The following is a 22263-nucleotide window of genomic DNA, read 5'->3' on the forward strand; positions in this document are numbered from 1 at the left end:
ATGGCGGTCGTGTAGCGGATTGCGTGTCCGGATGACAGGAAATCCTCCCCGGCACGGGGTGGGGGACCATCCGCAGGATGGTGGAGGGGGCGTCCGCATACGATGTGGCTGCGCTATGGGGCGATCCCCCTCCACCATCGCCTTCGGCGACGGTCCCCCTCCCCGTGCCGGGGAGGATGTGAGTCGTGGCGTTGCTACTGCCGTCCCGCTCCCCTAGGGCGGGCCGATGCCCACCATCCATCAATGCGACCTCGCCATCGTCGGCGGGGGATTGTCCGGCGCGCTGATCGCGCTGGCGGCGGCGAAGCGGCGGCCCGATGCGCGCATCCGCCTGATCGACGGCGCGGCGCAGTTCGGCGGCAACCATGTCTGGTCGTTCTTCGGCAGCGACGTGTCGGATGCGCACCGTGCGCTGGTGGCGCCGCTGGTCGCGCATGGCTGGCGCGGCTACGACGTCGCCTTTCCCGCGCTCACCCGCACGCTCGACACCAGCTATTATTCGATCACCTCGGAACGGCTCGACACCGTGCTGCGCCAGAGCCTGTCGCCCGAATCGCTGATGCCGTCGACGCGGGTGCTCGGCACCAGCCCGACCGCGGTGGTGCTTGCCGATGGCGACCGGGTCGAGGCGCAGGGCGTGATCGACTGCCGCGGTCCCGGCGACGTGGCGCATCTCGACCTCGGCTGGCAGAAATTCATGGGGATGGAGCTGCGCACCGCCTATCCCCACGGCGTCGAACGCCCGATCGTGATGGACGGATCGGTCGAACAGATCGACGGCTATCGCTTCGTCTACACGCTGCCGTTCGACGCATCGACGCTGTTCGTCGAGGATACCTATTACAGCGACACCCCAGACCTCGATACGCAGGCGCTGGCCGCGCGCATCTCCGCCTATGCCGCGGCGCAGGGGTGGGACGCGGCGTCGGTCGGGCGCAGCGAGACCGGCGTGCTGCCGGTCGCGATGGGCGGCGATTTCGAAGCCTATTGGCGATCGGGCGGCAACCGCGTGGCGAAGGGCGGGATGCGCGCAGGGCTGTTCCATCCGCTGACCGGCTATTCGCTGCCCGACGCGGTGCGGCTGGCGCATCTGGTCGCCGATGCCGGCGACTGGAGCGGCGGGGCGCTGCACACGCTGACGCATGACTTCGCCGCGTCGCTGTGGAAGAAGCGGCGCTTCTACCGGATGCTGGCGACGATGTTGTTCCGTGCGGCGGAACCGGCGGAACGCTACCGCGTGCTCGAACGCTTCTACCGGCTGGACGCGGGGCTGATCGGGCGCTTCTATGCGGGACAATCGGTCCTGTTCGATCAGGCACGGGTATTGATCGGCAAACCGCCGGTGCCGGTCGGCCGGGCGATACGGGCCTTGATGGGGAGACGGGCGTGAAGACGGCAGTCGTTATCGGCGCAGGGTTCGGTGGCCTCGCGCTCGCCATCCGGCTGCAGTCGGCCGGCGTACAGACCACCCTGGTCGAAGGGCGCGACAAGCCCGGCGGCCGGGCCTATTACTGGGAACGCGACGGCTTCGTCTTCGACGCCGGCCCCACCGTCATCACCGCGCCCGAAGCATTGCAGGAATTGTGGCAGCTGACCGGCCGCGACATGGCCGATGACGTGACGCTGGAAGCGGTGTCGCCCTTCTACCGGCTCAACTGGCCCGACGGCACGAATTTCGACTATACCAACGACGACACGCTGCTGCGGTCGGAGATCGCCAAGCTCGATCCCGGCGACCTTGCCGGCTATGCCCGCTTCCTCGAATATTCGGCGGGCGTGTACGAGGAAGGCTATGTGAAGCTCGGCCATGTGCCGTTCCTCGACTTCGCCTCGATGATAAAAGCCGCGCCGGCGCTGGCGAAGTATCAGGCGTGGCGCTCGGTCTATTCGATCGTGTCGTCGTTCGTGAAGAACGAGAAGCTGCGGCAGGCGCTGTCGTTCCACACCCTGCTGGTCGGCGGCGATCCGATGAAGACCAGCAGCATCTATGCGCTGATCCACAAGCTGGAGCGCGACGGCGGCGTGTGGTTCGCGCAGGGCGGCACCAACAAGCTGGTCGCGGGGCTGGTGCGCCTGTTCGAGAAGCTGGGCGGCACGATCACGCTGGGCGATCCGGTCAGGAGCATCGACACGCTGGGCGACCGCGCGACCGGCGTCACGACCAAAAGCGGGGTGGTGATCGGCGCCGACATGGTCGCGACCAACGCCGATATCGTCCACAGCTATCGCGACCTGCTGTCCGGATCGCGCAGCGGCCAGCGCCGGGCGCAGAAGCTGGAGAAGAAGCGCTTCTCGCCATCGCTGTTCGTCGTCCATTTCGGCATCAAGGGCACGTGGCCGGGCATCCCGCACCACATGATCCTGTTCGGCCCGCGCTATAAGGGGCTGCTGGCCGACATCTACGACCATGGCGTGCTGTCGGAGGACTTCTCGCTCTATCTCCACCATCCGACCGTCACCGATCCGTCGATGGCGCCCGAAGGCCATTCGACCTTCTACGCGCTGTGCCCGGTTCCCCACACCGGCAAGTTCCCGGTCGACTGGGACCAGATCGGCCCGATCCTCGAAAAGCGCATCCTCGACGAGGTCGGCCGCCGGCTGATTCCCGACATCCACGAACGGATCGTGACGAAGTTCAGCTATATGCCGAGCGACTTCACCCACGACCTGAATGCCTATCACGGCTCGGCCTTCTCGCTGGAGCCGATCCTGACGCAGAGCGCCTATTTCCGCGCGCACAACCGCGACGACGATATCCCGAACCTGTACGTGGTGGGGGCGGGTACGCATCCGGGCGCGGGGATCCCGGGCGTGGTCGGCAGTGCGAAGGCGACGGCCGGGTTGATGCTGGGGGGGGAACAGTGAAAAAGATCGTGGTTGTTGGTGTTCTAGCGATGCATTGTCTAATCAGCGCGCCCGCTTCTGCCACAAGCTGGACTAAAGCTACATCCGGCACGGATGGTTCTATTTGGTATATCGACACAGATACGATCAAACGTGCCACTGGAACATTAGATCGAGACGCAATTAAAGTCTGGGTAAAAACGGATTACAGTGCAGTTAGGAATGAGCCTGCGCGAGAGGCAAAGGCATTAATCTTTATAAATTGCAATGAAGAGCAGGCAAAAACTACAACCCTCGTCAAGTATCGCGCCGATGGATCAATTTTGGTTGATTTATCCCCTTCTTACTCGTCTTATAAGCCAATTATTCCGGAAACCGTAATGCATGGCATCATGTTGGCCGCTTGCCCTTTCGAAGTGTTGATTGAAAAATGAAGCGTCTGGCCATCTATTGCGGGTCCGCGACCCCCGCCGATCCCGTCTATATCGATTCCGCCCGCGCCGTCGGCCGTGCCCTTGCCGAACGCGGCATCGGCGTCGTCTATGGCGGCGGCAGGCTGGGGCTGATGGGCGCGGTCGCCGATGGCGCGATCGAGGCCGGGGGCGAGGTGATCGGCGTGATCCCGACCGCGCTGGTGAAGGCGGAGGCCGCGCACCGGGGCCTCACCGAACTGCACGTCGTCGACACGATGCATCAGCGCAAGCAGGCGTTCACCGACCTGTCCGACGGCTTCGTCACCATTCCCGGCGGGACCGGCACGATGGATGAGTTGTGGGAGGCGATGAGCTGGGCGCAGCTCGGCTATCATGCCAAGCCCGTCGGGCTGCTCAACACCGCGGGCTATTACGACCACCTGATCGCGTTCGTCGACAAGATGGCCGAGGTCGGGTTCATGCGCCCCATGCACCGCGACATCCTGCTGATCGCCGATACGCTCGACATGCTGCTCGACAGGATGGCGGCGCATAGGCCGGTGCAGGCGATCATCCACATGGCCGCTACCGACCTTTGATCCCGCCCCGCGCCGACCTCGTCGCGCACGCCCGCGACACCATCGCGCGCGGATCGAAAAGTTTCGCGGCGGCGAGCAAGCTGTTCGACCGCCAGACCCGCGAACGCGCATGGCTGCTCTATGCGTGGTGCCGGGCGTGCGACGACCTCGCCGACGGGCAGGATCTGGGCCACGGGATGCAGCGGGTCGACGATGCGCAAGACCGGCTGGCGCTGATCCGGTCGCGCACCGCGCAGGCGCTGGCGGGCGAGCCGACCGGCGATCCGGCGTTCGACGCGCTGGGCGTGGTCGCGGCCGAGGTCGGGCTGCCGCCGGCGCTCGTGCATGACGTGATCGACGGGTTCCAGCTCGACGCCGATGGCTGGCAACCGGTGACCGAGGCCGATCTCTACCAATATTGCTATCACGTCGCCGGCGCGGTCGGCGGGCTGATGGCGGTGGTGATGGGGGTGCCGGCGCACGACACCGACACGCTCGACCGCGCCTGCGATCTGGGGCTGGCGTTCCAGCTCGCCAATATCGCGCGCGACGTGGCCGAGGATGCCGGCGCGGGCCGCTGCTACCTGCCGCGCGACTGGCTGGTCGAACAGGGTATCGACCCGGCCGATCCGATGGCGACACCGGACCGGGTAGCGGTGCTGGCCCGGCGGATGGCGGCGCGGGCCGCGCTCCACGAGGACAGCGCGCGCGTCGGTGCGGCGCGGCTGCCGTGGCGCTCGGCATGGGCGGTACTGGCTGCCGCCGACATCTATGGCGGCATCGCGCGCAAGGTCGCCACCGCCGGTCCCGCCGCATGGGACACGCGGCAGACGACGTCGAAGGCGGAAAAACTCGCCGCGATCGCCCGTGCCTTCGTCGCCGCCCGCTGGCGCCCCGTGCCCGATACGCCGCGCGCGCGCCTGCTATGGACGCGTCATTCCTGATCGGCCTTGTCGGTTGCGACGGTGATGTCGCGACCCAGCAGGTGCTGGACGTAGATGCGCTGCACCAGCACGAACATGACGATGGTCAGCGGCGCCGCCAGCAGCACGCCGATGAACCCGAACAACAGCCCCATGCCGATGACCGAGAACAGCAGCACCGCGGGCGGCACGTCGACCGCATGCTTCTGCACGATCGGCTGCAGGATATTGCCCTGGATCTGCTGTACGATCAGGAACAGCACGATCGTCCACAGCGCGGTGGAAGGCGACTGGGTGAACGCCAGCATCACCGCGGGCACGCCGGCGATGATCGGCCCGACGAACGGCACGATGTCCATCAGCCCGGCGATCAGCCCCAGCCCGATCGCGGCCGGCACGCCCAGCAGCCACAGCCCGCCGCCGGTCAGCACCGCGACGACGACGATCGCCACCGCCTCCCCCTTCATCCAGCCGCGCAGGCCGCCGGCGGCATCGTCGACCGCCTGTCGCGCCACCGGCTCGGCCGGCGGCGGCACCAGCTTCACCAGACCGCGGCGGTAGAGTTCGGGATCGGCCGCGAGGAAGATCGCGCCGACCAGGACCAGCACTGCATCCGACAGCCCCGACCCGATCGACAGGACATAGGTGCCCGCGCGCGACATGATCGTCGACAGGTCGCTGCTGCCCTGCGAGAGCAGATCGCGCGCCGGTTCGCCCAGCCCCCAGCCGTCCAGCTGCCGCTGGATCGCCTGCAACGCCGCCGGGATCTGCTGGCGGATCGTGTCGAACTGTTCGACCAGCTGCGCGCCGAAACCGAAGAAGATGCCGATCACCGTGCCCAGCAACAGCACGACCGACAGCGCGAGCGCGAGGCCGCGCGGCAGCTTCGTCCAGCGCTGAATGCGATTCGCGACCGCGCTGAACAGCACCGCGAGCACCGTCGCGGCGAATACCAGCAGCACGAGGCGCATCATGGTAATCAGGAGGAATCCGGTGCCGACGATCGCCACCACCATTACCGTCATCGCCGCGACCCGGCCATAGCCGGGCGTCGGTCGCTGCGCGTTGCTGTCCATGTCTTTTCCCCCTTTGGACCGTGAACGGACGGAACCGGACGACGTTCCGTCAGGCGCGACCGTGCGGCGCCCACGCGTCGATCGCCGCCCAGCCGGCGATGCCGAACGGTCGCAGCGCGCGGGCGCGCGGACCGGTCATGCCGCCCAGTGCGATCACCGGCACCCGGCATCCGCGCACCAGCACGCCGAACCGCACCCGGCCAAGGCTCCGCGCGCCGGGATGCGAAGCGGTGGCGAACACCGGCGAAACGAAGATCGCATCGACCCCCGCGCGTTCGGCGGCGATCCGTTCGGCGATCGAATGGACCGGCCGCGTCGCCAGCCCCCGCCCGCGCCGCGCGTCCCGCCCATGCACGCCATCGCCCCCGCGCAGCGGCGGTCCGGCGACCAGCAGCACATGGCCGCGCGCCCGCGCGATCCGCCGGACCCGGTCGAACAGCGCCCGGCGCGCCGGCGGCGGCGTGGCATAATGGCGGAACACGATCCCGCTGCCCCGCGGCAGCGCGGCGACGATCGCCGGCAACCGCGCACCGAGCCGCTCGTCGGTCATCAGCCAGCGATGCGGCAAAGGGTGGCGGCGATCCATGCCCGCCTCTATAGCGCGCGCGATGACCAAAACCGACACGCTTGCCGCCCTGCGCGACCGGATCGCCCATGCCGAATCGATCGCGCGCCGCGACCGGGGGGCGACCACGCTGATCGCGGTCAGCAAGACGCACGACGCCGCCGCCATCCAGCCGCTCATCGACGCCGGACAGCGCGTGTTCGGCGAGAATCGCGTACAGGAAGCGCAGGCGAAATGGCCCGCGCTGATGGATGCGACGCCGGGCATCGAACTGCACCTCGTCGGACAGCTTCAGTCGAACAAGGCCGAGGATGCCGTGCGGCTGTTCGACGCGATCCATTCGGTCGACCGCCCGTCGCTGGTCGCGGCGCTGGCCAAGGCGGTCGAAAAGGTCGGCCGCGCCCCCGCCTGCTTCATCCAGGTCGATATCGGCGAGGAACCGCAAAAGGGCGGCTGCGCCATTTCCGACCTGCCCGCCCTGCTCGCCGAGGCGCAGGCCGCCGGGCTGCCGATCGCCGGGCTGATGTGCGTGCCGCCCGCCGGCCTCGACGCCGCCCCCTATTTCGCGCTGACCGCCAGGCTGGCGCGCGACCATGGGCTGTCCGGGCTCAGCATGGGCATGTCGGACGATTTCGAAACCGCCGTGACGCTCGGCGCCACCCATGTCCGCGTCGGATCGGCGCTGTTCGGCGCGCGCGGCTGATAAGGAAGAGACCATGACCCGACCCCTCGCCCTGTTGTTCGATTTCGACGGCGTGCTGCTGGAAAGCGAATTCGCCGGCAACCGCCAGATCGCCGAGTTCCTGACCGCAGCCGGCCACCCCACCAGCGCCGCCGATTCGATGGCCAATTTCATGGGGCTGTCGGGCACGCACTTCACGCAGGCGATCGAACGCTGGGTCGGCGGGCCGATCCCCGACGGATTCCACGAATCGCGCGCGATCGAGGATGCACGGGTGCTGGAAGAGGGCGTCGCGGCGGTGGCCGGCGCGATCGCCTTCGTCCGTTCGCTTCCCGCCGGCCTGCCGCGCGCGATCGTGTCGTCCAGCACGACGCACTGGATCGCGACGCATCTCGACCATCTCGGGCTGCGCGATGCGTTCGGCGACCATATCTACAGCGGCAAGGAGCATGTCGCGAACGGCAAGCCCGCGCCCGACCTGTACCGCTACGGTGCCGCCCGTCTGGGCGTACCGATCGAACGCTGCGCGATCCTCGAGGATTCACCGGTCGGCGTCACCGGTGCGGTCGCCTCGGGCGCGCGCGTCATCGGGCTGTGCGCGGGCAGCCATTGCGGGATCGGCCATGACGACCGCCTGCGCGCGCTGGGCGTGACCGAGATCGCGCACGGGTTCGACGATGTGGCGCGGATGCTCGGGCTGGAGCCGGTCGGCGCCTGACCGTCGGGTCGCGCCGGAACGAAGACCGTTTTCACGCAAGGGCGCACAGACGCGCAGCGGTTGCCGTCCGCCGCCCGCCTGTCGCGAGGGCAGATCTACGTTCAGCCGTCCCCGCGGACCATCGGCGTTTGCGCCCGGACGATCCGCTTCTTCCGTCATCGCCGACATGATTCAGGACCGATCGACATTCAGCGAATTGGAGCGCCATCCAGCAGGATCAGGAGCCTTTCTGGTTCACGTACCCCAGCGCAGGCGGGGGTCCAGCTATCGCGGGGCGAAACGCATTGGACGAACATCGCGTACCCCCGCGCAGGCGGGGGTCCAGAGCCACGAATGTCGCCCTGCCGTTACTCTGGCCCCCCGCCTGCGCGGGGGTACGGCCTGAATGTCGATCGGCCCCAGGTCCCGCTTCCTCTCAACGGCGTCAGCGTTCAATCCATCCGTATGGAACCGTCACCCCAGCGAAGGCTGGGGTCTCCATCGGCGCCTGCTGTGCGCTACCACCGGGAGATTCCAGCCTTCGCTGGAGTGACGCCCGTTTCAATCGGGATGGATTAAACTCTGGAAAGCAGAACCCCCCGGTCACGCCCGGGGTGAAGCTGTCGTTCACCCGATTGCCGAATGGCGATGCGTCGTAGCCAAGGCTCAGAAGGAGTTGGTCGCGCGGAGGCGCGGAGGCGCGGAGAGGTTGCGCCCGTTGCAACCTTGTCCGCGCCAGCGGCCTTGTCTTCGACGCAGCCGGGTACAGATGTCTGCCGATCGCAAGGCAAGGTGGCAGCGAACGCCACCTCTCTGCGCCTCCGCGCCTCCGCGCGAAATCCAACTTTCGCCTTCTTCTTCGCCGCATCGCGCCTTCGCGCGAATCCAGTCACCGGACGCGACGCGACGTCAGGCCCGCGAAATCACTCGCCCTTCTTCGCCGCCTGTTCCGCCGCCGCCGGATCGACCGACGGTGCGCCCGAGGCCGGGGTCGCGGCGTTCACCACGTCGGCGGTGTTGGCGGTCGCCCCTTCGGCGACATTGCCCTCGGCCGCCGTCGCCGCCTCGGCACCGGCGGCGGGTTCCGCGCCGGCGGCAGGTGCGGTCGGGAGCGGCAGGTTCGAACCCTGCGCATTGAGATAGGCGATCACGTTCGCCCGGTCTTCCGCGCTGCCCAGACCGGCAAAGGTCATCTTGGTCCCCGATGCATATTTACGCGGGCTGGTCAGCCACGCGTTCATCGTGTCGAAGTCCCAGTTGCCCGGGATGCCGGTCAGCGCGCTCGAATAGGCGAAGCCGGGGATATGGCCGTGCTTCTTGCCCAGCACGCCCCACAGGTTCGGGCCGATGCCGTTCGCCCCGCCCTGGTTGACGGTGTGGCACGCGGCGCATTTCTTGAAGACCTCGGCGCCCTTGGTCACGTCGGCGCTGGCCAGCAGCGTCGCGATCGGCACGGCCGCCGCCGCGCCGCCGCCGGCTTCGGCGGCACCCTCGACCGGGTAGCCCGGCTTTTCGGGGGCGCCGGAATGGAACACCATTCCGCTGGCGATGCCCAGTCCGAGGGCGGCGGCGCAACCGGCCAATACCCAACCTGCGATGGTGTTCGTCCGGTCGTCCATGCCCTGAGCCGTCTCACCTAAGATGGTTTTGTTTGGGGCCATGCTTAGAGGCGGCTTCCGATACTGGCAAGACAGGCTTGCCGCTTGGGGCCCGGACCGATAATCGCCGACCCCCATGCACAAATATGCCGCTCCGGCGCGCCCGCTGGTGGCGCGGATGATCGAAGACGCCGCACGCGCCCCCCATCGCGCGGTCGCGTTCCAGGGCGCACCCGGCGCCAATTCGCACGTCGCGCTGGTGCAGGCGTTCCCCGACGCGCTGCCGCTGCCCTGTTTCGGTTTCGCCGATGCGATCGATGCGGTGCGCGCCGGACAGGCCGACTGCGCGATCATCCCGATCGAGAATTCGCTGCACGGCCGCGTCGCCGACATCCATTTCCTGCTGCCCGAATCGGGGCTGGTCATCACCGGCGAACATTTCCTGCCGATCCGCCACGCGCTGATGGGGCTGGGCCCGGTCGAGGGCATTCGCCAGGCGATGAGCCACGAACAGGCGCTGGGCCAGTGCCGCCACTGGCTCAGCGCCCGCGGGATCGAGCCGGTGGCGCACCCCGACACGGCGGGTGCTGCGGCATCGGTGGCGGCGATGGGCGACCCGGGCGTCGCGGCGCTGGCCCCGCCCGCCGCGGCCGGACTCTACGGGCTGCGACTGCTGGCTGACGACATCGCCGATGCCGACCACAATACGACGCGCTTCGTGGTGCTGGCCCGCGCCGCGCCGCCCGAACCGCCCGCCGGCCCGTGCATGACGACGCTGGTGTTCGAGGTGAAGAACGTGCCCGCCGCGCTCTACAAGGCGATGGGCGGTTTCGCGACCAACGGCGTCAACATGACGAAGCTGGAAAGCTACCAGCGCGGCGGCACCTTCGCCGCGACCGAATTCTTCTGCGATATCGAGGGACGCCCCGGCGAACCGCCTGTCGACCGCGCGCTGGAGGAACTGCGCTTCCACAGCAAATGGGTGCGGCTGCTGGGCAGCTACGGACGGGCGCGGGAGCGGGGCTGAAACTACATCCCCGTTCGTGCTGAGTAGGGATTGAGCTTGTCGAAAGCCCGTATCGAAGCATCTGGCGAGCGGTCCTTCGATACGCCGCTTCGACAGGCTCAGCGGCTACTCAGGACGAACGGATGATTGCGGATCGACCCACGCCACCAGCAGACTCCGCGCGATCGCATGCGCCGGCGGCGCGATGAACCGCCCCGTTTCGCCCGACAGCGCCGCGCGGACCTCGTCGCGCGTCGCCCAGAACGCATCCTCCAGCTCGGTCGTGTCGATCCGCAACGTGTCGTGCCCCGCCGTGGCGATACACGCGATCATCAGCTGCGACGGAAACGGCCAGGGCTGGCTGGCGACATAGCGTACCGTGCCGACCGGCACGCCCGCTTCCTCCATCACCTCGCGCGCGACCGCTTCCTCGATCGATTCGCCGACCTCGACGAACCCGGCCAGCGCCGAATAGCGGCCCTGCGGCCAGCCCGGCTGCCGCCCCAGCAGCACCCGGTCGCCATGTTCCACCGCCATGATGACCACCGGGTCGGTCCGCGGGAAATGCTGCGCATCGCACCCCGGACACGACCGGGCCCATCCCGCGCGATCGACCACGCTGCGCGTGCCGCAGCGCGCGCAGAAGCCGTGGCGCGCGTGCCAGTCGATCAGGCTGCGTGCGACGCCGTACAGCGCGGCATCGGCCGCGGGCATCGCCGCCAGCGCGGTCATCAGCGTCGGCGACCGCATCGCCGGGGCGGTCGCCACGCCGTCACCGATCGCGAACAGCGGTGCGCCATCCAGATAGCCGAGCAGCAGCGCATCGCCGCGCGCCGGGTCCATGGGGACGAGCACCAGCGATCCGTCCCCGGCCACCGGCGGTTCGAGCCCGGCGAGCGACAGGAGCCGCGCCGCCGGATCGGCCAGCGCTCGCGCGAACGCGGCCGGATCGTCGCGCTCGTGATCGGCGCGCACCAGCGCCGCGCCGGTGAACCCGATCATCGCAGCGGCTGCGCCAGGTCGCTGGCCAGTGCCTTCACCAGATCCTCGCGCAGCGGATATCTGTCGGCGGGAAAGTAATTTACCATCACCGTGCCGCGCAGCTGCCGCACCGGATCGACGAACCCGACGGTGCCGGCCGCGCCGCCCCAGCCATAGGTGCCCCTGGCCGGCCGTCCGGGCAGCGTTTCGAGATAGACCGAACCGCCCGCGCCGAAGCCCATCTTCGGCCCGGCCTGTCCGCCGGTCGCGCCATCGACCCCGCCGAAGGTGACACCGGCGGGCAGCAGGTTCGACATGCCCAGCGCAACCGTCTCGGGCTTCATCACCCGCCTGCCGTCCAGCGTCCCGCCATTTTGCAGCATGTGCAGGAAACGGTCGTAATCGCCGGCCGACATGACCAGCCCCGCCCCGCCATAGGGAAAGCTGGGCGGCGACAGCCACACCGACGTCGCCGCCGGATCCACGGGCACCAGATTGTCGCCTGCCCACGCGTAATTGGTCGCGAACCGCCCCTTTTCCGATTGCGGCACCGTCCAATAGGTCGACGTCATGCCCAGCGGGTTGAACATCCGCGTCTGCAAGAAGCGTTCAAACGACATACCCGACGCCACCTCGATCACCCGGCCCACCACGTCCAGCCCGATCGAATAGCTCCATTTCGTCCCCGGCTCGGCGATCAGCGGCAGCGTGGCGACGCGGTCGGCGAATTCCTTCAGCGACTTCGGCCGGGCCTGCGCCATCGCGACCTCGGCCTGCGCATTGACCGCGGCGGGGACGATGCCCAGCCGCTCATACTCCTTGAGCAGCGGCCCCTTGGTGACGATGCTGTAGCCGAGGCCCGCGGTATGGGTCAGCAGGTTGCGCACCGTGACCGGTTTCGTCGCCGGACGACTGGCAAGGCTGGTGTCGGGGTCGGTCAGCACCTGCATCGACTTGAAGCCGGGGATGAAGTCGCTGACCGGCTGGTCGAGCTTCAGCTTGCCGTCCTCTACCAGCATCATCGCCGCCATGCCAGTGATCGGCTTGGTCATCGAATAGACGCGCCACAGCGAATCGACGGTCGCCGGTGCCGCGGTCACTTCGGTGCCGAGTCGGCCGGCGGCATCCGCGCTGGTCCAGTCGGGGCCGCCGACGACCACGACCATGCCCGGCACCTTCTTTTGCGTGACATAGCTGCGCACCATCGCATCGGTCGCCGGCAGCGTCCGCGTCGCCGGGCGGGCCGGCGCGCGCGGCGGCGCGGCCTGTGCCCACAATGTCGCCGGTTGCACCAGCAGCAGCGCCGTCGTCAGGCCCAGGACATTCCGCATCCTGCCAGGCTTCGTCATCGCATTCCCTCCACGACCGATATCGCCCGCGCAAACAGCGTCGGCAGCCCAGCGGCGGCGATATCCGCGACCGGCCACCATTCGCCCGGCGCGGTGTCGTCCGCTGCATCCGCCACCATGACGGTGCAGGCAAGATCGAAATGGGTGAAGCCGTGGCGAACGACGCCGACGGTACGCCAGTCCGCGGCGAACGGCGCGCCTTGCACCCCCGGCGCCTGTTCGACCCACGGCCCGGTCGGCAGCGCGCGCATACCGCCCAGCAGCCCCTTGTCCGGACGCCGGACCAGCAGCACGCGTCCGTCGCGTTCTGCCCAGAACAACGTCCCATGGCGCCGCGGCTTCGCCTTCTTCGCCGGCTTTACTGGAAACGCGTCAGGCGTGCCGATCGTGTAGGCGGAACAGCCGTCGCGCAGCGGACACAACAGGCAGCGCGGTGATCGCGCGGTGCAGACCATCGACCCCAGATCCATCATCGCCTGCGCGAAATCGCCTGCCCGCTCGTCCGGCGTGATCGTGTCGGTGGCGGTGCGGATTGTTGGGCGGGCGTCGGGTTGCGGATGTTCAACCGCGAACAGGCGCGACACGACGCGTTCGACATTGGCGTCGACCACCACCGCCCGCCGCCCGAACGCGATCGCGGCGATGGCGGCGGCGGTATAGTCGCCGATGCCGGGCAGCCGGCGCAACTCGCCTTCGGTATCGGGCAGGGCGCCCCGCGCCGCGACGATCCGGGCGCAGGCCAGCAGGTTGCGCGCCCGCGCATAATAGCCAAGCCCCGCCCACGCCGCCATCACGTCGGCATCGTCGGCCGCCGCCAGCGCGGCGAACGACGGCCAGCGCGCGGTCCATTCGTCGAAATAGGGACGGACGCTCGCGACCTGCGTCTGTTGCAGCATCACCTCCGACAGCCACACCCGGTACGGATCGGGCGCGGGCGTGCCCGGCGGGCTGCGCCACGGCAGGCTGCGGTGGTTGCGGTCGTACCAGTCGAGCAACCGTTCGGCGACAGAGAGATGCTTGGCGTCCACGCCGGCTCTATGGCATGGAGTGCCGACAATGACGACGCGTCCCCGCCCCCATACGACGATTCCCGAACCCCGCCGCCGTGGCGGCGCGCGCGCCGTCGCCGAACTGCTGCCCGACATCGGCGGCGCGGCGTTCCGCAAGTTCGGTTTCGTGCAGTCGGCAGTGGTCAGCCGCTGGGGCGAGATCGTCGGCGAACGCTTCGCCCGCGTCTCCGCCCCCGAATCGATCCGCTTCCCGCCGGGCAAGCGCGGCGACGGCACGCTGACGCTGATCGTGTCGGGCGCGCACGGCACGATGATGCAGCATATCGCGCCCGAGATCGTCGAGCGGGTCAACCGCTTCTTCGGCTATCCGGCGGTCGCCCGGTTGCAGTTCCGCCATGGCGAGGTGCGCGCGCGGCGCGTGGCGCCGGTCCGGCGCGAACCGCCGCCGCTGCCCGCCGACATGCACGACAGCCTGCGCGACATCGCCGACCCCGAACTGCGCGCGGTGCTCACCGCGCTGGCGGGCGCGGTCGCCGCACCGCCTCCTCCTGCCATTCCGATCCTGGGCAAGGTCCGCTGATGCGTATCGTCATCCTCGTCGTTTCGTTCCTGTTCGCGCTGTTCGGCATGCCGCCGGCCAAGGCGCAGCCCGCCCGCAACTGGACCAACACGGTCGCGATGCTGCCGGGCGGCGGCGTGTCGGTCGGCAACCCGATGGCGCGGGTGCAGCTGGTCGAATGGGCCAGCTATACCTGTTCGCATTGCGCCACCTTCGCGCGCGAGGCGAAGCCCGAACTGACCGCGCTGATCCGTTCGGGCAAGGTGCGGGTCGAATATCGCACGCTGCCGCGCGACGCGCTGGACCTGACGGCGGTGGTGCTGGCGCGCTGCGGCGGGCCGAACCGGTTCCTAGCCGCGCACGACGCGATCTTCGCGCAGCAAAAGGCGATGCTCGACAAGGCCGAGGCCTTCGCCGCGACGCCGCCCGCGCAGCAGCCGACCGCGACGATCGGCAAGCGGCTGGAACAGCTGGCCGACGCCACCGGGCTGCGCGCGCTGCTGCGCGGCCACGGCGTCGACGATGCGCAGATGACCCGCTGCCTGAACGACGAAGCCGGACAGAAGCGCGCGATCGCCATCGCCGGGGCGGCGCAGGCCGCCGGGGTCGACGGCACGCCCGCCTTCGAAGTGAACGGCAAGAAGGTCGCCGCCCATGACTGGGCGACGCTCAAGCCGCTCCTGACCGCCTCCTGATCCTTCGCAACAGAGAGTCTATCCCATGCGTCTCGCACTCCCCCTGATCGCGCTCGGCCTGCTGACGGCCTGTGGCGGCGGCGATAGCGGCGCCAATGGCAGCGCCGCCGCGCCGGTCGCCAACGTCGCCGCCCCCGCCGGACAGAAATGGACCGACATGGTCGCCGTGACGCCCGAGGGCGGCTATCGCATCGGCAACCCCGATGCCGCGGTCAAGCTGGTCGAATACGGCTCGCGCACCTGCCCGACCTGCGGCGCGTTCGCGCGCGAGGGCAACGAACCGCTGATCGCCAACTATGTCTCGACCGGCAAGGTCAGCTTCGAATTCCGCGACTTCGCGGTCCACGGCGCCCCCGATCTCGCCGCCGCGGTGCTCGGCCGCTGCAACGGCACGGCGACCTTCTTCCCGCTGCTGGAGGCGATGTACCAGGACCAGCTGGCGACGCTGGACCGGATGCAGGCGATCCCGCAGGCCGAACAGGCGCGGCTCCAGTCGATCCCGCCGTTGCAGGCGGTGACCGGCTGGGCCGAAGCGGCGGGCTTCGTCGATTTCGTCAAGCAGCGCGGCGTGCCCGAGGCGAAGGCGCGCCAGTGCCTTGCCGACCAGAAGCTGCTGCAACAGGTGGTCAAGATCACCGAAGAGGGCGGCGCGACCGTCACCGGCACCCCGACCTTCCTCATCAACGGCGAGCGCGTCGAGAACGCCGTCACCTGGGCGCAGATCGAAGCGGCGCTCAAGGGCGCCGGCGCCTGACCCCATGGCCGCGGACGGGGACGCGGCCGACCTCGCCACGCCGGGGCTGACGCTCCGGCGACTGCGGCTCAGCGGGTTCAAGAGCTTCGTCGACCCCGCCGACCTCGTGATCGAGGCGGGCCTGACCGGGGTCGTCGGCCCCAATGGCTGCGGCAAGTCGAACCTGCTCGAGGCGCTGCGCTGGACCATGGGCGAGAACAGCGCGAAGTCGCTGCGCGGCGCCGGCATGGACGACGTCATCTTCGCCGGCACCGAAACCCGCCCGCAGCGCGACTTCGCCGAGGTCGCGATCCTCGCCGAGGATGCGGCAGGCGACGAGGTGGAGATCGTCCGCCGGATCGAACGCGGCGCGGGCTCCGCCTATCGCATCAACGGCCGCGACGTGCGGGCGAAGGACGTGTCGCTGCTGTTCGCCGATGCCGCGACCGGCGCACATTCGCCCGCGCTGGTCAGCCAGAACCGGATCGGCGCGGTCATCGCCGCCCGCCCCGCCGAACGCCGCGCGATGCTGGAGGAAGCCGCCGGCATCGCCGGGCTGCACGTCCGCCGCCGCGATGCCGAATCGAAACTGCGCGCGACCGAGGCCAATCTCGACCGGCTGGGCGAGATGGCGCAGGAACAGGACGCCCGCGCCGCGACGCTCAGGCGACAGGCGCGGGTCGCCGCGCGCTACCGCGAACTGACCGATGCGATCCGCGTGGCGGAAGCGCGGGCGATCTTCGCCCGCTGGCGCGACGCCGCCGCGGCCGGGGACCGGGCACGGGCCGAGGCGAAGGCGGCCGACGCGGCGGTGGCCGATCACGGCGCGGCACAGGGTGCCGCCATCGCCGAACAGGCCGCGGCGACGCAGGCACTCGCCGCCGCGCGTGCCGCCGCGCAGGACCTGCGGCAACGCGCCAGCGACGCCGGCCATGCACGCGAACGGTTGCAGGCACAGGCGCAGGCCGCCACCCGCCGCCTGACCGACCTGACGACGCAGGCCGCGCGGCTGGCCGAGGATCGCGCGCGCGAGGCGACACTGGCGGGCGATGCCACGTCCGCCATCGCGCGGCTGGCGGGCGAACGCCGTGCGCTGGCGGCGGCGCTGGCCGATGCCGCGACGCGCCTGCCGCTGCTCGATACGGCGCTGGCGGCGGTGACCGGCGCGGCGGCGCAGGCCGATGCCGCCCATGCCGATGCGCTGGCACGGCAGGCCGCCGAACTGGCCGAAACCCGCGTCGCCACCGCCGCGCGCGACGCGGCGCGGTCCCGCCTCGACCGGGTACAGCGCGACGAAGCGCGGTTGCTGGCCGAACAGGCGGCGCTGCCCGCGATCGGCCCGTTGACCGCCGAACGCGACGCCGCAGCGGCGAAGCGCGGCGAAGCACTGGCCGCCGCCGACGCCGCCCGGTCGGCGATCGCGACCGCCGACGCCGCCGAACGCGCGGCGCAGGAGGCGCGGGGCCGGGCACAGGCCGACCGCGCCACCGCCGCCGCCGAACTGGCGGCGATCGATGCGGAGATCGCCGCGCTCGACCGGGCGTTGCGGCGGACCGGCCGCGCGCGGATCATCGATTCGGTGGTGGTCGAACCGGGGTTCGAGGCGGCACTGGCCGCCGCGCTCGGCGACGATCTCGACGCCGGGACCGACCCTGCCGACGATCGCTACTGGGACGGCGCGCCCGCGACCGACGACGGCCCGGCGGTGCCGATCGGGGTCGGCCGGTTGTCGGCGCAGGTCGCCGCGCCGGCACTCGCCCGGCGACTGGCGCAGGTGCTGGTGGTCGAGCGCGACGACGGCACCCCGCTGGCGGTCGGGCAACGGCTGGTCACGCTGGACGGGGCGATGCGCCGCTGGGACGGGTTGCGCAGCCGCGCCGGATCGGGCGCGGCGGCGGCCGAGCGGCTGGCGCGCGCCAACCGGCTGCGCAGCCTGCACCAGGATCGCCCGACACGCCTCGCGCGCCGCGATGCCGCCGATGCCGCCTTGGCCGCTGCCGATGCCGCGATCGGCGCGGCGCGCGGGGCGCTGAGCGCAGCCCGCCGCTCGCTCGACCAAGCCGATGCGACCGCGCGCGAGGCGTTGCGCACCGAAGATCGCGCCGCCGCCGCGATCGAACGCGCGCAGGCCCGCGCCGACGATGTCTCGGCGCGGCTGACGCGCACCCGCAGCGACCGGATCGAGGCGGAGGACGAAGCCGAGCGTGCCGAAGCGGCCGTCGCCTGCCTCCCCGATCGCAGCGCCACCGCCGGGCGCGTCGCGACGCTGGCTGCCGATGCCGCCACGGCGCGGGCAACGGTCGCCGATGCCCGCGCCGCCCGCACCACGCTCGACACGGCACGCGCCCGCGACCGGGAGCGCGATGCCGCCGCAACGGCGGAGATCGCGTCGTGGCGAACGCGCGCCGCCGACGCCGACCGGCGGGTCGGCGATATCGACGCCCGGGTGGCGACGATCGCGGCCGATCGCGCCGCGCTGCAGGACCGCCCCGCGCAACTCGCCGCCGAACTGGCGCAGGTCGATGGCGCGCTGCGCGCGCTGCGCCAGCAGGTCGCCGACGCCACCACCGCCGAACAGGCCGCCGACGCGCGCCTGCGCACCGCCGAGCGACAGGCCAGCGGCCTTGCCGAAACCCTTGCCACCGCCCGCGAGGCGCGCGCCGGGGCCGGCGCCCGGGCCGAGGCGCAGGAACAGCGCCGGCTGGAGATGGGCCGGCTGTCGGGCGAACGCTTCCAATGTCCGCCGCCGCTGCTGCCGCGCATCGGCTTCGTCGGTGCCGAGGTCGGCGAGGCGGTGGCGGAGAGTGCCGCCTTCGACCGCCTGCTCGCCGACCGCGACCGGATCGGCCCGGTCAACCTGATCGCCGAGAGCGACCTCGCCGAACTCGAAGCCGCGCAGGGCGAAACCGCGGCGGAACGCGCCGAACTGGCCGAGGCGGTGCAGCGGCTGCGGGGATCGATCGGTACGCTGAACCGCGAGGGGCGGCAGCGGCTGCTGGCGGCGTTCGCGGCGGTCGATGCGCATTTCCGCCGGCTGTTCGCCGCCCTGTTCGAAGGGGGTGAGGCTCGGCTCGAACTGATCGATGCCGACGATCCGCTGGAGGCGGGCCTCGAAATCCTTGCCCAGCCGCCGGGCAAGCGGCTGCAATCGCTGACGCTGCTGTCGGGCGGCGAACAGGCGCTGACCGCCGTCGGGCTGATCTTCGCGCTCTTCCTGACCAACCCCGCGCCGATCTGTGTGCTGGACGAGGTCGATGCGCCGCTGGACGACGCCAATATCGACCGGTTCTGCGACCTGCTCGACCGGATGGCGGCCGATACCGACACCCGCTACCTGATCGTCACCCACAATGCCGCGACGATGAGCCGGATGCACCGGCTGTTCGGCGTGACGATGGTCGAACGCGGCGTCAGCCGGCTGGTGTCGGTCGACCTGGGCGGGGCGACGACGCTGCTTGGAGCCGACCCGGCTGCGCCGGATCGGCGCGGTGCCGGCCCGCTCCCCCTCCCCGCAACCCACAGCGTATCCTGACTGGGTGGCGGGGAGGGGGAGCGGGCCGGCACCGCATCCGCGCAAGCGGATCAAAGAACCCCTACTGCCCCGCCTTCACGATCGCGCGAAACTCCTCGCGGGTGATCCTGCCGTCCTTGTTCTGGTCCATCAGCGCGAAGGCGGTGGCAAGGCCGGCGGCGGCCTGCCCCTTTTGCGACGGGTCCTGCTTTGCCGCCTCCGCGTCGATCTTCAGGCTCATCGCGTCGAATTCGGCCTTGGCGATCGCGCCGTCCTTGTCGGTGTCGAACATCGCGAAGAACTCGGCCTCGTCATCCGCTGCCGGTTCGACGACCGGCGCGGGCGTCGGCTGCGCCGGGGCCGGCGTGGGGGCCGGGGCGGTCTGGAACGCGAGGGCGAGGAGCGCGAACAACATCGGGGCAGCTTCTTTCCGCTGGAGGACGATCGGCACAGGATCGCATCGCCCATGCCGAAGCGCAAGCGCGTGTCCTTGCGCGGCGCGGCTGCGTCGCCTAACCGCGCGCCGAACCGTTGCACATCAAGGAGCCTGCCCCATGGCCGAGTCCATCAACCGCGTCGTGCTCGCCTATTCGGGTGGCCTCGACACCAGCGTCATCCTGAAATGGCTGCAACAGGAATATAAGTGCGAGGTGGTGACCTTCACCGCCGATCTGGGGCAGGGCGAGGAGCTGGAGCCGGCGCGCAGGAAGGCCGAGCTGATGGGCATCAGGCCCGAGCATATCTTCATCGACGACCTGCGCGAGGAATTCGTCCGCGACTTCGTGTTCCCGATGATGCGCTCGAACGCCCTGTACGAGGGGCTGTACCTGCTCGGCACGTCGATCGCCCGCCCGCTGATCGCCAAGCGCCAGATCGAGATCGCGCGTCAGGTGAATGCCGACGCGGTCAGCCATGGCGCGACCGGCAAGGGCAACGATCAGGTCCGCTTCGAACTGGGCTATTACGCGCTGCAACCCGATATCAAGGTGATCGCGCCGTGGCGCGAATGGGACCTGACCAGCCGCAGCGCGCTGATCGCCTTTGCCGAACAGCACCAGATTCCGGTGCCCAGGGACAAGCGTGGCGAATCGCCCTTCTCGACCGATGCGAACCTCCTGCACACCTCCAGCGAGGGCAAGGTGCTGGAGGATCCGTGGGACGAGGTGCCCGAATACGTGTTCTCGCGCACGGTCAGCCCGGAGGACGCGCCCGACGCGCCGCAGGTCGTCACCGTCGCGTTCGAGCGCGGCGACGCGGTGGCGATCGATGGCGAGGGGATGTCGCCCGCCACGCTGCTGGCGAAGCTCAACGACCTCGGCCGCGCGCACGGCATCGGCCGGCTCGACCTGGTCGAGAACCGCTTCGTCGGCATGAAGTCGCGCGGCATGTACGAGACGCCGGGCGGCACGATCCTGCACGCCGCGCACCGCGCGATCGAACAGATCACGCTGGATCGCGGCGCCGCGCACCTGAAGGACGAACTGGCCCCGCGCTATGCCGAGCTGCTCTACAACGGCTTCTGGTTCTCGCCGGAGCGCGAGATGCTGCAGGCCGCGATCGACCACAGCCAGCTCAAGGTGTCGGGCGAAGTCCGGCTGAAGCTCTACAAGGGCGGGGTCCATGTCATCGGCCGGCGTTCGCCCAATTCGCTCTACAGCGAAAAGGTCGTGACGTTCGAGGACGATCAGGGCGCCTACGACCAGCGCGACGCGGCGGGCTTCATCAAGCTGAACGCGCTGCGCCTGCGCCTGCTGGGCCGCCGCGACCGGTAAGGACCGGACGGGCCGGGGCGACCCGGCCCGTTACCGTGCGCGCGGCTGGTCGAGCAGCGCGGCGAAGAAGGACGTGACCGCGACCTGTACGCCAAGGCAGGCGAGCAGCATCGACGGGATGGTCAGCCGCATCAGCTCCCCCGGCACCAGCGGCCCGAACCCGGCCTGCGCCCACAGCCAGGTCGAGGCCGCGGCGCCACCCAGCCCCGCCAGCAGCAGCACGCCCCCGCCGATGCAGCCGCGCTCGACGGTCAGCGCGCCGCGAATCCGCTGCATCGCCCCGCTTTCGGGCCACATGCCGGCAAGGATGCCGTACTGGCGCGCCAGCAGCGCCAGCCCGACCAGCTGCCCGCCAATGATCGCCGCCATCGCCGCGAAGATCATCGTGTGCGGCCCGAACTCGACGCCGCCGACGCGCACGTCGCCGGTCGCGAGAATGGCGGTCGCGAGCATCCCGGCGACCAGCAGCGCGAGGCCGGGGTAGAAGAACAGGAAGCGCGGCGCATAGAGCAGCAGGAACCGCAGATGCCGCCACCCGTCGCGCCATGTGCGCAGGTGCGGCGGGCGCGAACGGCCGTCGGGGACCAGCGTCGTCGGCACCTCGACGATGGCAAGGCGCGCGATCGATGCCTTGACCACCATCTCGCTCGCGAATTCCATCCCCGGCGCGGTGAGGCCCAGTTCCAGCGCGCGGTCGCGGCGGAACGCGCGCAGCCCGCAATGGAAATCGCCGACCGGCGTGCCGAAGAATGCGCGGCCGAGCAGGCTGAGCACCGGATTACCGAGGAAGCGGTGCAGCACCGGCATGGCACCGGGCGCGATCCCGCCCCGGAACCGGTTCCCCATCACCAGATCGGCACCGCCGCGCAGCCGTTCGACGAAGGGCAACAGGCTGCCGAAGTCGTAGCTGTCGTCGGCGTCCCCCATCGCCACGAACCGCCCGCGCGCCGCCGCGATCCCGCCGGCCAGCGCCGCGCCATAGCCGCGCACCGGTATCGCCACGATCCGCGCGCCCATCGCATTGGCGATCTGCAGCGATCCGTCGGTCGATCCGTTGTCGGCCACGATGACCTCGCCCGCGATGCCGTGCGTGTCGAGGAACGCCTTCGCCTTCTTGATGCACACCGCCAGCGTCTCGGCCTCGTTCAGACACGGCATGACGATCGACAGTTCGACGGCGGGGTCGGCGCGCTCGGCGTCGCTGGGGGCAAGGGGCAGGCGGACGGCGGACATCGGGCGCTCCATCGGGCGGGCTGATGCGACCGTTTTCG

The 22263-nt window shown here is 70.1% G+C and carries 21 protein-coding genes; 13 read left to right on the forward strand and 8 right to left on the reverse strand.

The window, feature by feature from the left end; all coding sequences use genetic code 11:
• The first annotated feature begins 226 nt into the window (after positions 1 to 226).
• The 5 genes from crtY to QLH51_RS00095 are packed head-to-tail and all read left to right on the forward strand — an operon-like array spanning position 227 to position 4779.
• On the forward strand, positions 227 to 1390 hold the full coding sequence (crtY, locus tag QLH51_RS00075) for a lycopene beta-cyclase CrtY (RefSeq protein WP_125655037.1): 1164 nt from the start codon (positions 227 to 229) through the stop codon (positions 1388 to 1390).
• The gene (locus QLH51_RS00080; RefSeq protein ID WP_125655035.1) at positions 1387 to 2865 is read left to right on the forward strand and encodes a phytoene desaturase; all 1479 of its coding nucleotides are present in this window, start codon (positions 1387 to 1389) and stop codon (positions 2863 to 2865) included. Before crtY ends, QLH51_RS00080 begins: the two co-directional genes overlap by 4 nt.
• On the forward strand, positions 2862 to 3278 hold the full coding sequence (locus QLH51_RS00085; RefSeq protein ID WP_125655033.1) for a surface-adhesin E family protein: 417 nt from the start codon (positions 2862 to 2864) through the stop codon (positions 3276 to 3278). The genes QLH51_RS00080 and QLH51_RS00085 overlap by 4 nt, the downstream gene beginning before the upstream one ends.
• Positions 3275 to 3856, forward strand: coding sequence for a TIGR00730 family Rossman fold protein (locus QLH51_RS00090; RefSeq protein WP_125655031.1), 582 nt, complete (start codon positions 3275 to 3277; stop codon positions 3854 to 3856). The genes QLH51_RS00085 and QLH51_RS00090 overlap by 4 nt, the downstream gene beginning before the upstream one ends.
• A complete protein-coding gene (locus QLH51_RS00095) occupies positions 3853 to 4779 on the forward strand; it encodes a phytoene/squalene synthase family protein (protein WP_125655029.1) in 927 nt (308 codons plus the stop codon). The genes QLH51_RS00090 and QLH51_RS00095 overlap by 4 nt, the downstream gene beginning before the upstream one ends.
• On the opposite strand, the gene QLH51_RS00100 is transcribed toward QLH51_RS00095, so the two are convergent.
• A complete protein-coding gene (locus QLH51_RS00100; protein ID WP_125655027.1) occupies positions 4770 to 5834 on the reverse strand; it encodes an AI-2E family transporter in 1065 nt (354 codons plus the stop codon). The two genes, QLH51_RS00095 and QLH51_RS00100, sit on opposite strands and share 10 nt — an antisense overlap.
• A gap of 49 nt (positions 5835 to 5883) precedes the next feature.
• A complete protein-coding gene (locus tag QLH51_RS00105; RefSeq protein WP_125655025.1) occupies positions 5884 to 6420 on the reverse strand; it encodes a thiamine phosphate synthase in 537 nt (178 codons plus the stop codon).
• Positions 6421 to 6442: 22 nt separating this feature from the next.
• Between QLH51_RS00105 and QLH51_RS00110 the strand changes: the two genes are divergently transcribed.
• Positions 6443 to 7102 carry a YggS family pyridoxal phosphate-dependent enzyme gene (locus tag QLH51_RS00110; protein ID WP_125655023.1) on the forward strand — a complete coding sequence of 220 codons (660 nt, stop codon included), beginning with the start codon at positions 6443 to 6445 and terminating at the stop codon, positions 7100 to 7102.
• 13 nt (positions 7103 to 7115) lie between these two features.
• Positions 7116 to 7799: an HAD family hydrolase gene (locus QLH51_RS00115; RefSeq protein WP_125655021.1), complete on the forward strand. Its 684-nt coding sequence runs from the start codon at positions 7116 to 7118 to the stop codon at positions 7797 to 7799.
• A gap of 902 nt (positions 7800 to 8701) precedes the next feature.
• Here the strand turns inward: QLH51_RS00115 and QLH51_RS00120 are convergent.
• Positions 8702 to 9397, reverse strand: coding sequence for a c-type cytochrome (locus QLH51_RS00120; RefSeq protein WP_125655019.1), 696 nt, complete (start codon positions 9395 to 9397; stop codon positions 8702 to 8704).
• A gap of 115 nt (positions 9398 to 9512) precedes the next feature.
• On the opposite strand from QLH51_RS00120, the gene QLH51_RS00125 reads away from it, so the two are divergent.
• Positions 9513 to 10403 (forward strand): prephenate dehydratase, encoded by an 891-nt coding sequence (locus tag QLH51_RS00125; protein ID WP_125655017.1) that lies wholly within the window; start codon positions 9513 to 9515, stop codon positions 10401 to 10403.
• 105 nt (positions 10404 to 10508) lie between these two features.
• On the opposite strand, the gene nudC is transcribed toward QLH51_RS00125, so the two are convergent.
• The 3 genes from nudC to QLH51_RS00140 are packed head-to-tail and all read right to left on the reverse strand — an operon-like array spanning position 10509 to position 13740.
• Positions 10509 to 11384 (reverse strand): NAD(+) diphosphatase, encoded by an 876-nt coding sequence (gene nudC / locus QLH51_RS00130; protein WP_125655015.1) that lies wholly within the window; start codon positions 11382 to 11384, stop codon positions 10509 to 10511.
• Positions 11381 to 12694 carry a serine hydrolase domain-containing protein gene (locus QLH51_RS00135; protein WP_164516063.1) on the reverse strand — a complete coding sequence of 438 codons (1314 nt, stop codon included), beginning with the start codon at positions 12692 to 12694 and terminating at the stop codon, positions 11381 to 11383. The genes nudC and QLH51_RS00135 overlap by 4 nt, the downstream gene beginning before the upstream one ends.
• A 14-nt stretch (positions 12695 to 12708) precedes the next feature.
• Positions 12709 to 13740: an A/G-specific adenine glycosylase gene (locus QLH51_RS00140; RefSeq protein WP_206428833.1), complete on the reverse strand. Its 1032-nt coding sequence runs from the start codon at positions 13738 to 13740 to the stop codon at positions 12709 to 12711.
• 28 nt (positions 13741 to 13768) lie between these two features.
• Between QLH51_RS00140 and QLH51_RS00145 the strand changes: the two genes are divergently transcribed.
• From QLH51_RS00145 to QLH51_RS00160, 4 genes are read left to right on the forward strand one after another with little or no spacing between them, the layout of a single operon-like run.
• Positions 13769 to 14302 (forward strand): DUF721 domain-containing protein, encoded by a 534-nt coding sequence (locus QLH51_RS00145; RefSeq protein ID WP_125655009.1) that lies wholly within the window; start codon positions 13769 to 13771, stop codon positions 14300 to 14302.
• Positions 14302 to 14976, forward strand: a complete 675-nt coding sequence (locus QLH51_RS00150; RefSeq protein ID WP_125655007.1) for a thioredoxin domain-containing protein — start codon at positions 14302 to 14304, stop codon at positions 14974 to 14976. The genes QLH51_RS00145 and QLH51_RS00150 overlap by 1 nt, the downstream gene beginning before the upstream one ends.
• Positions 14977 to 15001: 25 nt before the next feature.
• Positions 15002 to 15730 (forward strand): thioredoxin domain-containing protein, encoded by a 729-nt coding sequence (locus tag QLH51_RS00155; protein ID WP_125655005.1) that lies wholly within the window; start codon positions 15002 to 15004, stop codon positions 15728 to 15730.
• A 46-nt stretch (positions 15731 to 15776) separates the two neighbouring features.
• A complete protein-coding gene (locus tag QLH51_RS00160; protein WP_125655090.1) occupies positions 15777 to 19241 on the forward strand; it encodes a chromosome segregation SMC family protein in 3465 nt (1154 codons plus the stop codon).
• A 61-nt stretch (positions 19242 to 19302) separates the two neighbouring features.
• On the opposite strand, the gene QLH51_RS00165 is transcribed toward QLH51_RS00160, so the two are convergent.
• Entirely contained in the window at positions 19303 to 19635 is a 333-nt protein-coding gene (locus QLH51_RS00165) for an EF-hand domain-containing protein (protein WP_125655004.1), read from the reverse strand.
• Positions 19636 to 19774: 139 nt separating this feature from the next.
• Between QLH51_RS00165 and QLH51_RS00170 the strand changes: the two genes are divergently transcribed.
• Positions 19775 to 20992, forward strand: a complete 1218-nt coding sequence (locus QLH51_RS00170) for an argininosuccinate synthase (RefSeq protein WP_125655002.1) — start codon at positions 19775 to 19777, stop codon at positions 20990 to 20992.
• Positions 20993 to 21022: 30 nt separating this feature from the next.
• Here the strand turns inward: QLH51_RS00170 and QLH51_RS00175 are convergent, their stop codons facing one another.
• Positions 21023 to 22225: a glycosyltransferase family 2 protein gene (locus tag QLH51_RS00175; RefSeq protein WP_125655000.1), complete on the reverse strand. Its 1203-nt coding sequence runs from the start codon at positions 22223 to 22225 to the stop codon at positions 21023 to 21025.
• Positions 22226 to 22263: the final 38 nt, after the last annotated feature.

Source organism: Sphingomonas sp. 2R-10 (assembly GCF_030062225.1).
Classification (GTDB): domain Bacteria; phylum Pseudomonadota; class Alphaproteobacteria; order Sphingomonadales; family Sphingomonadaceae; genus Sphingomonas.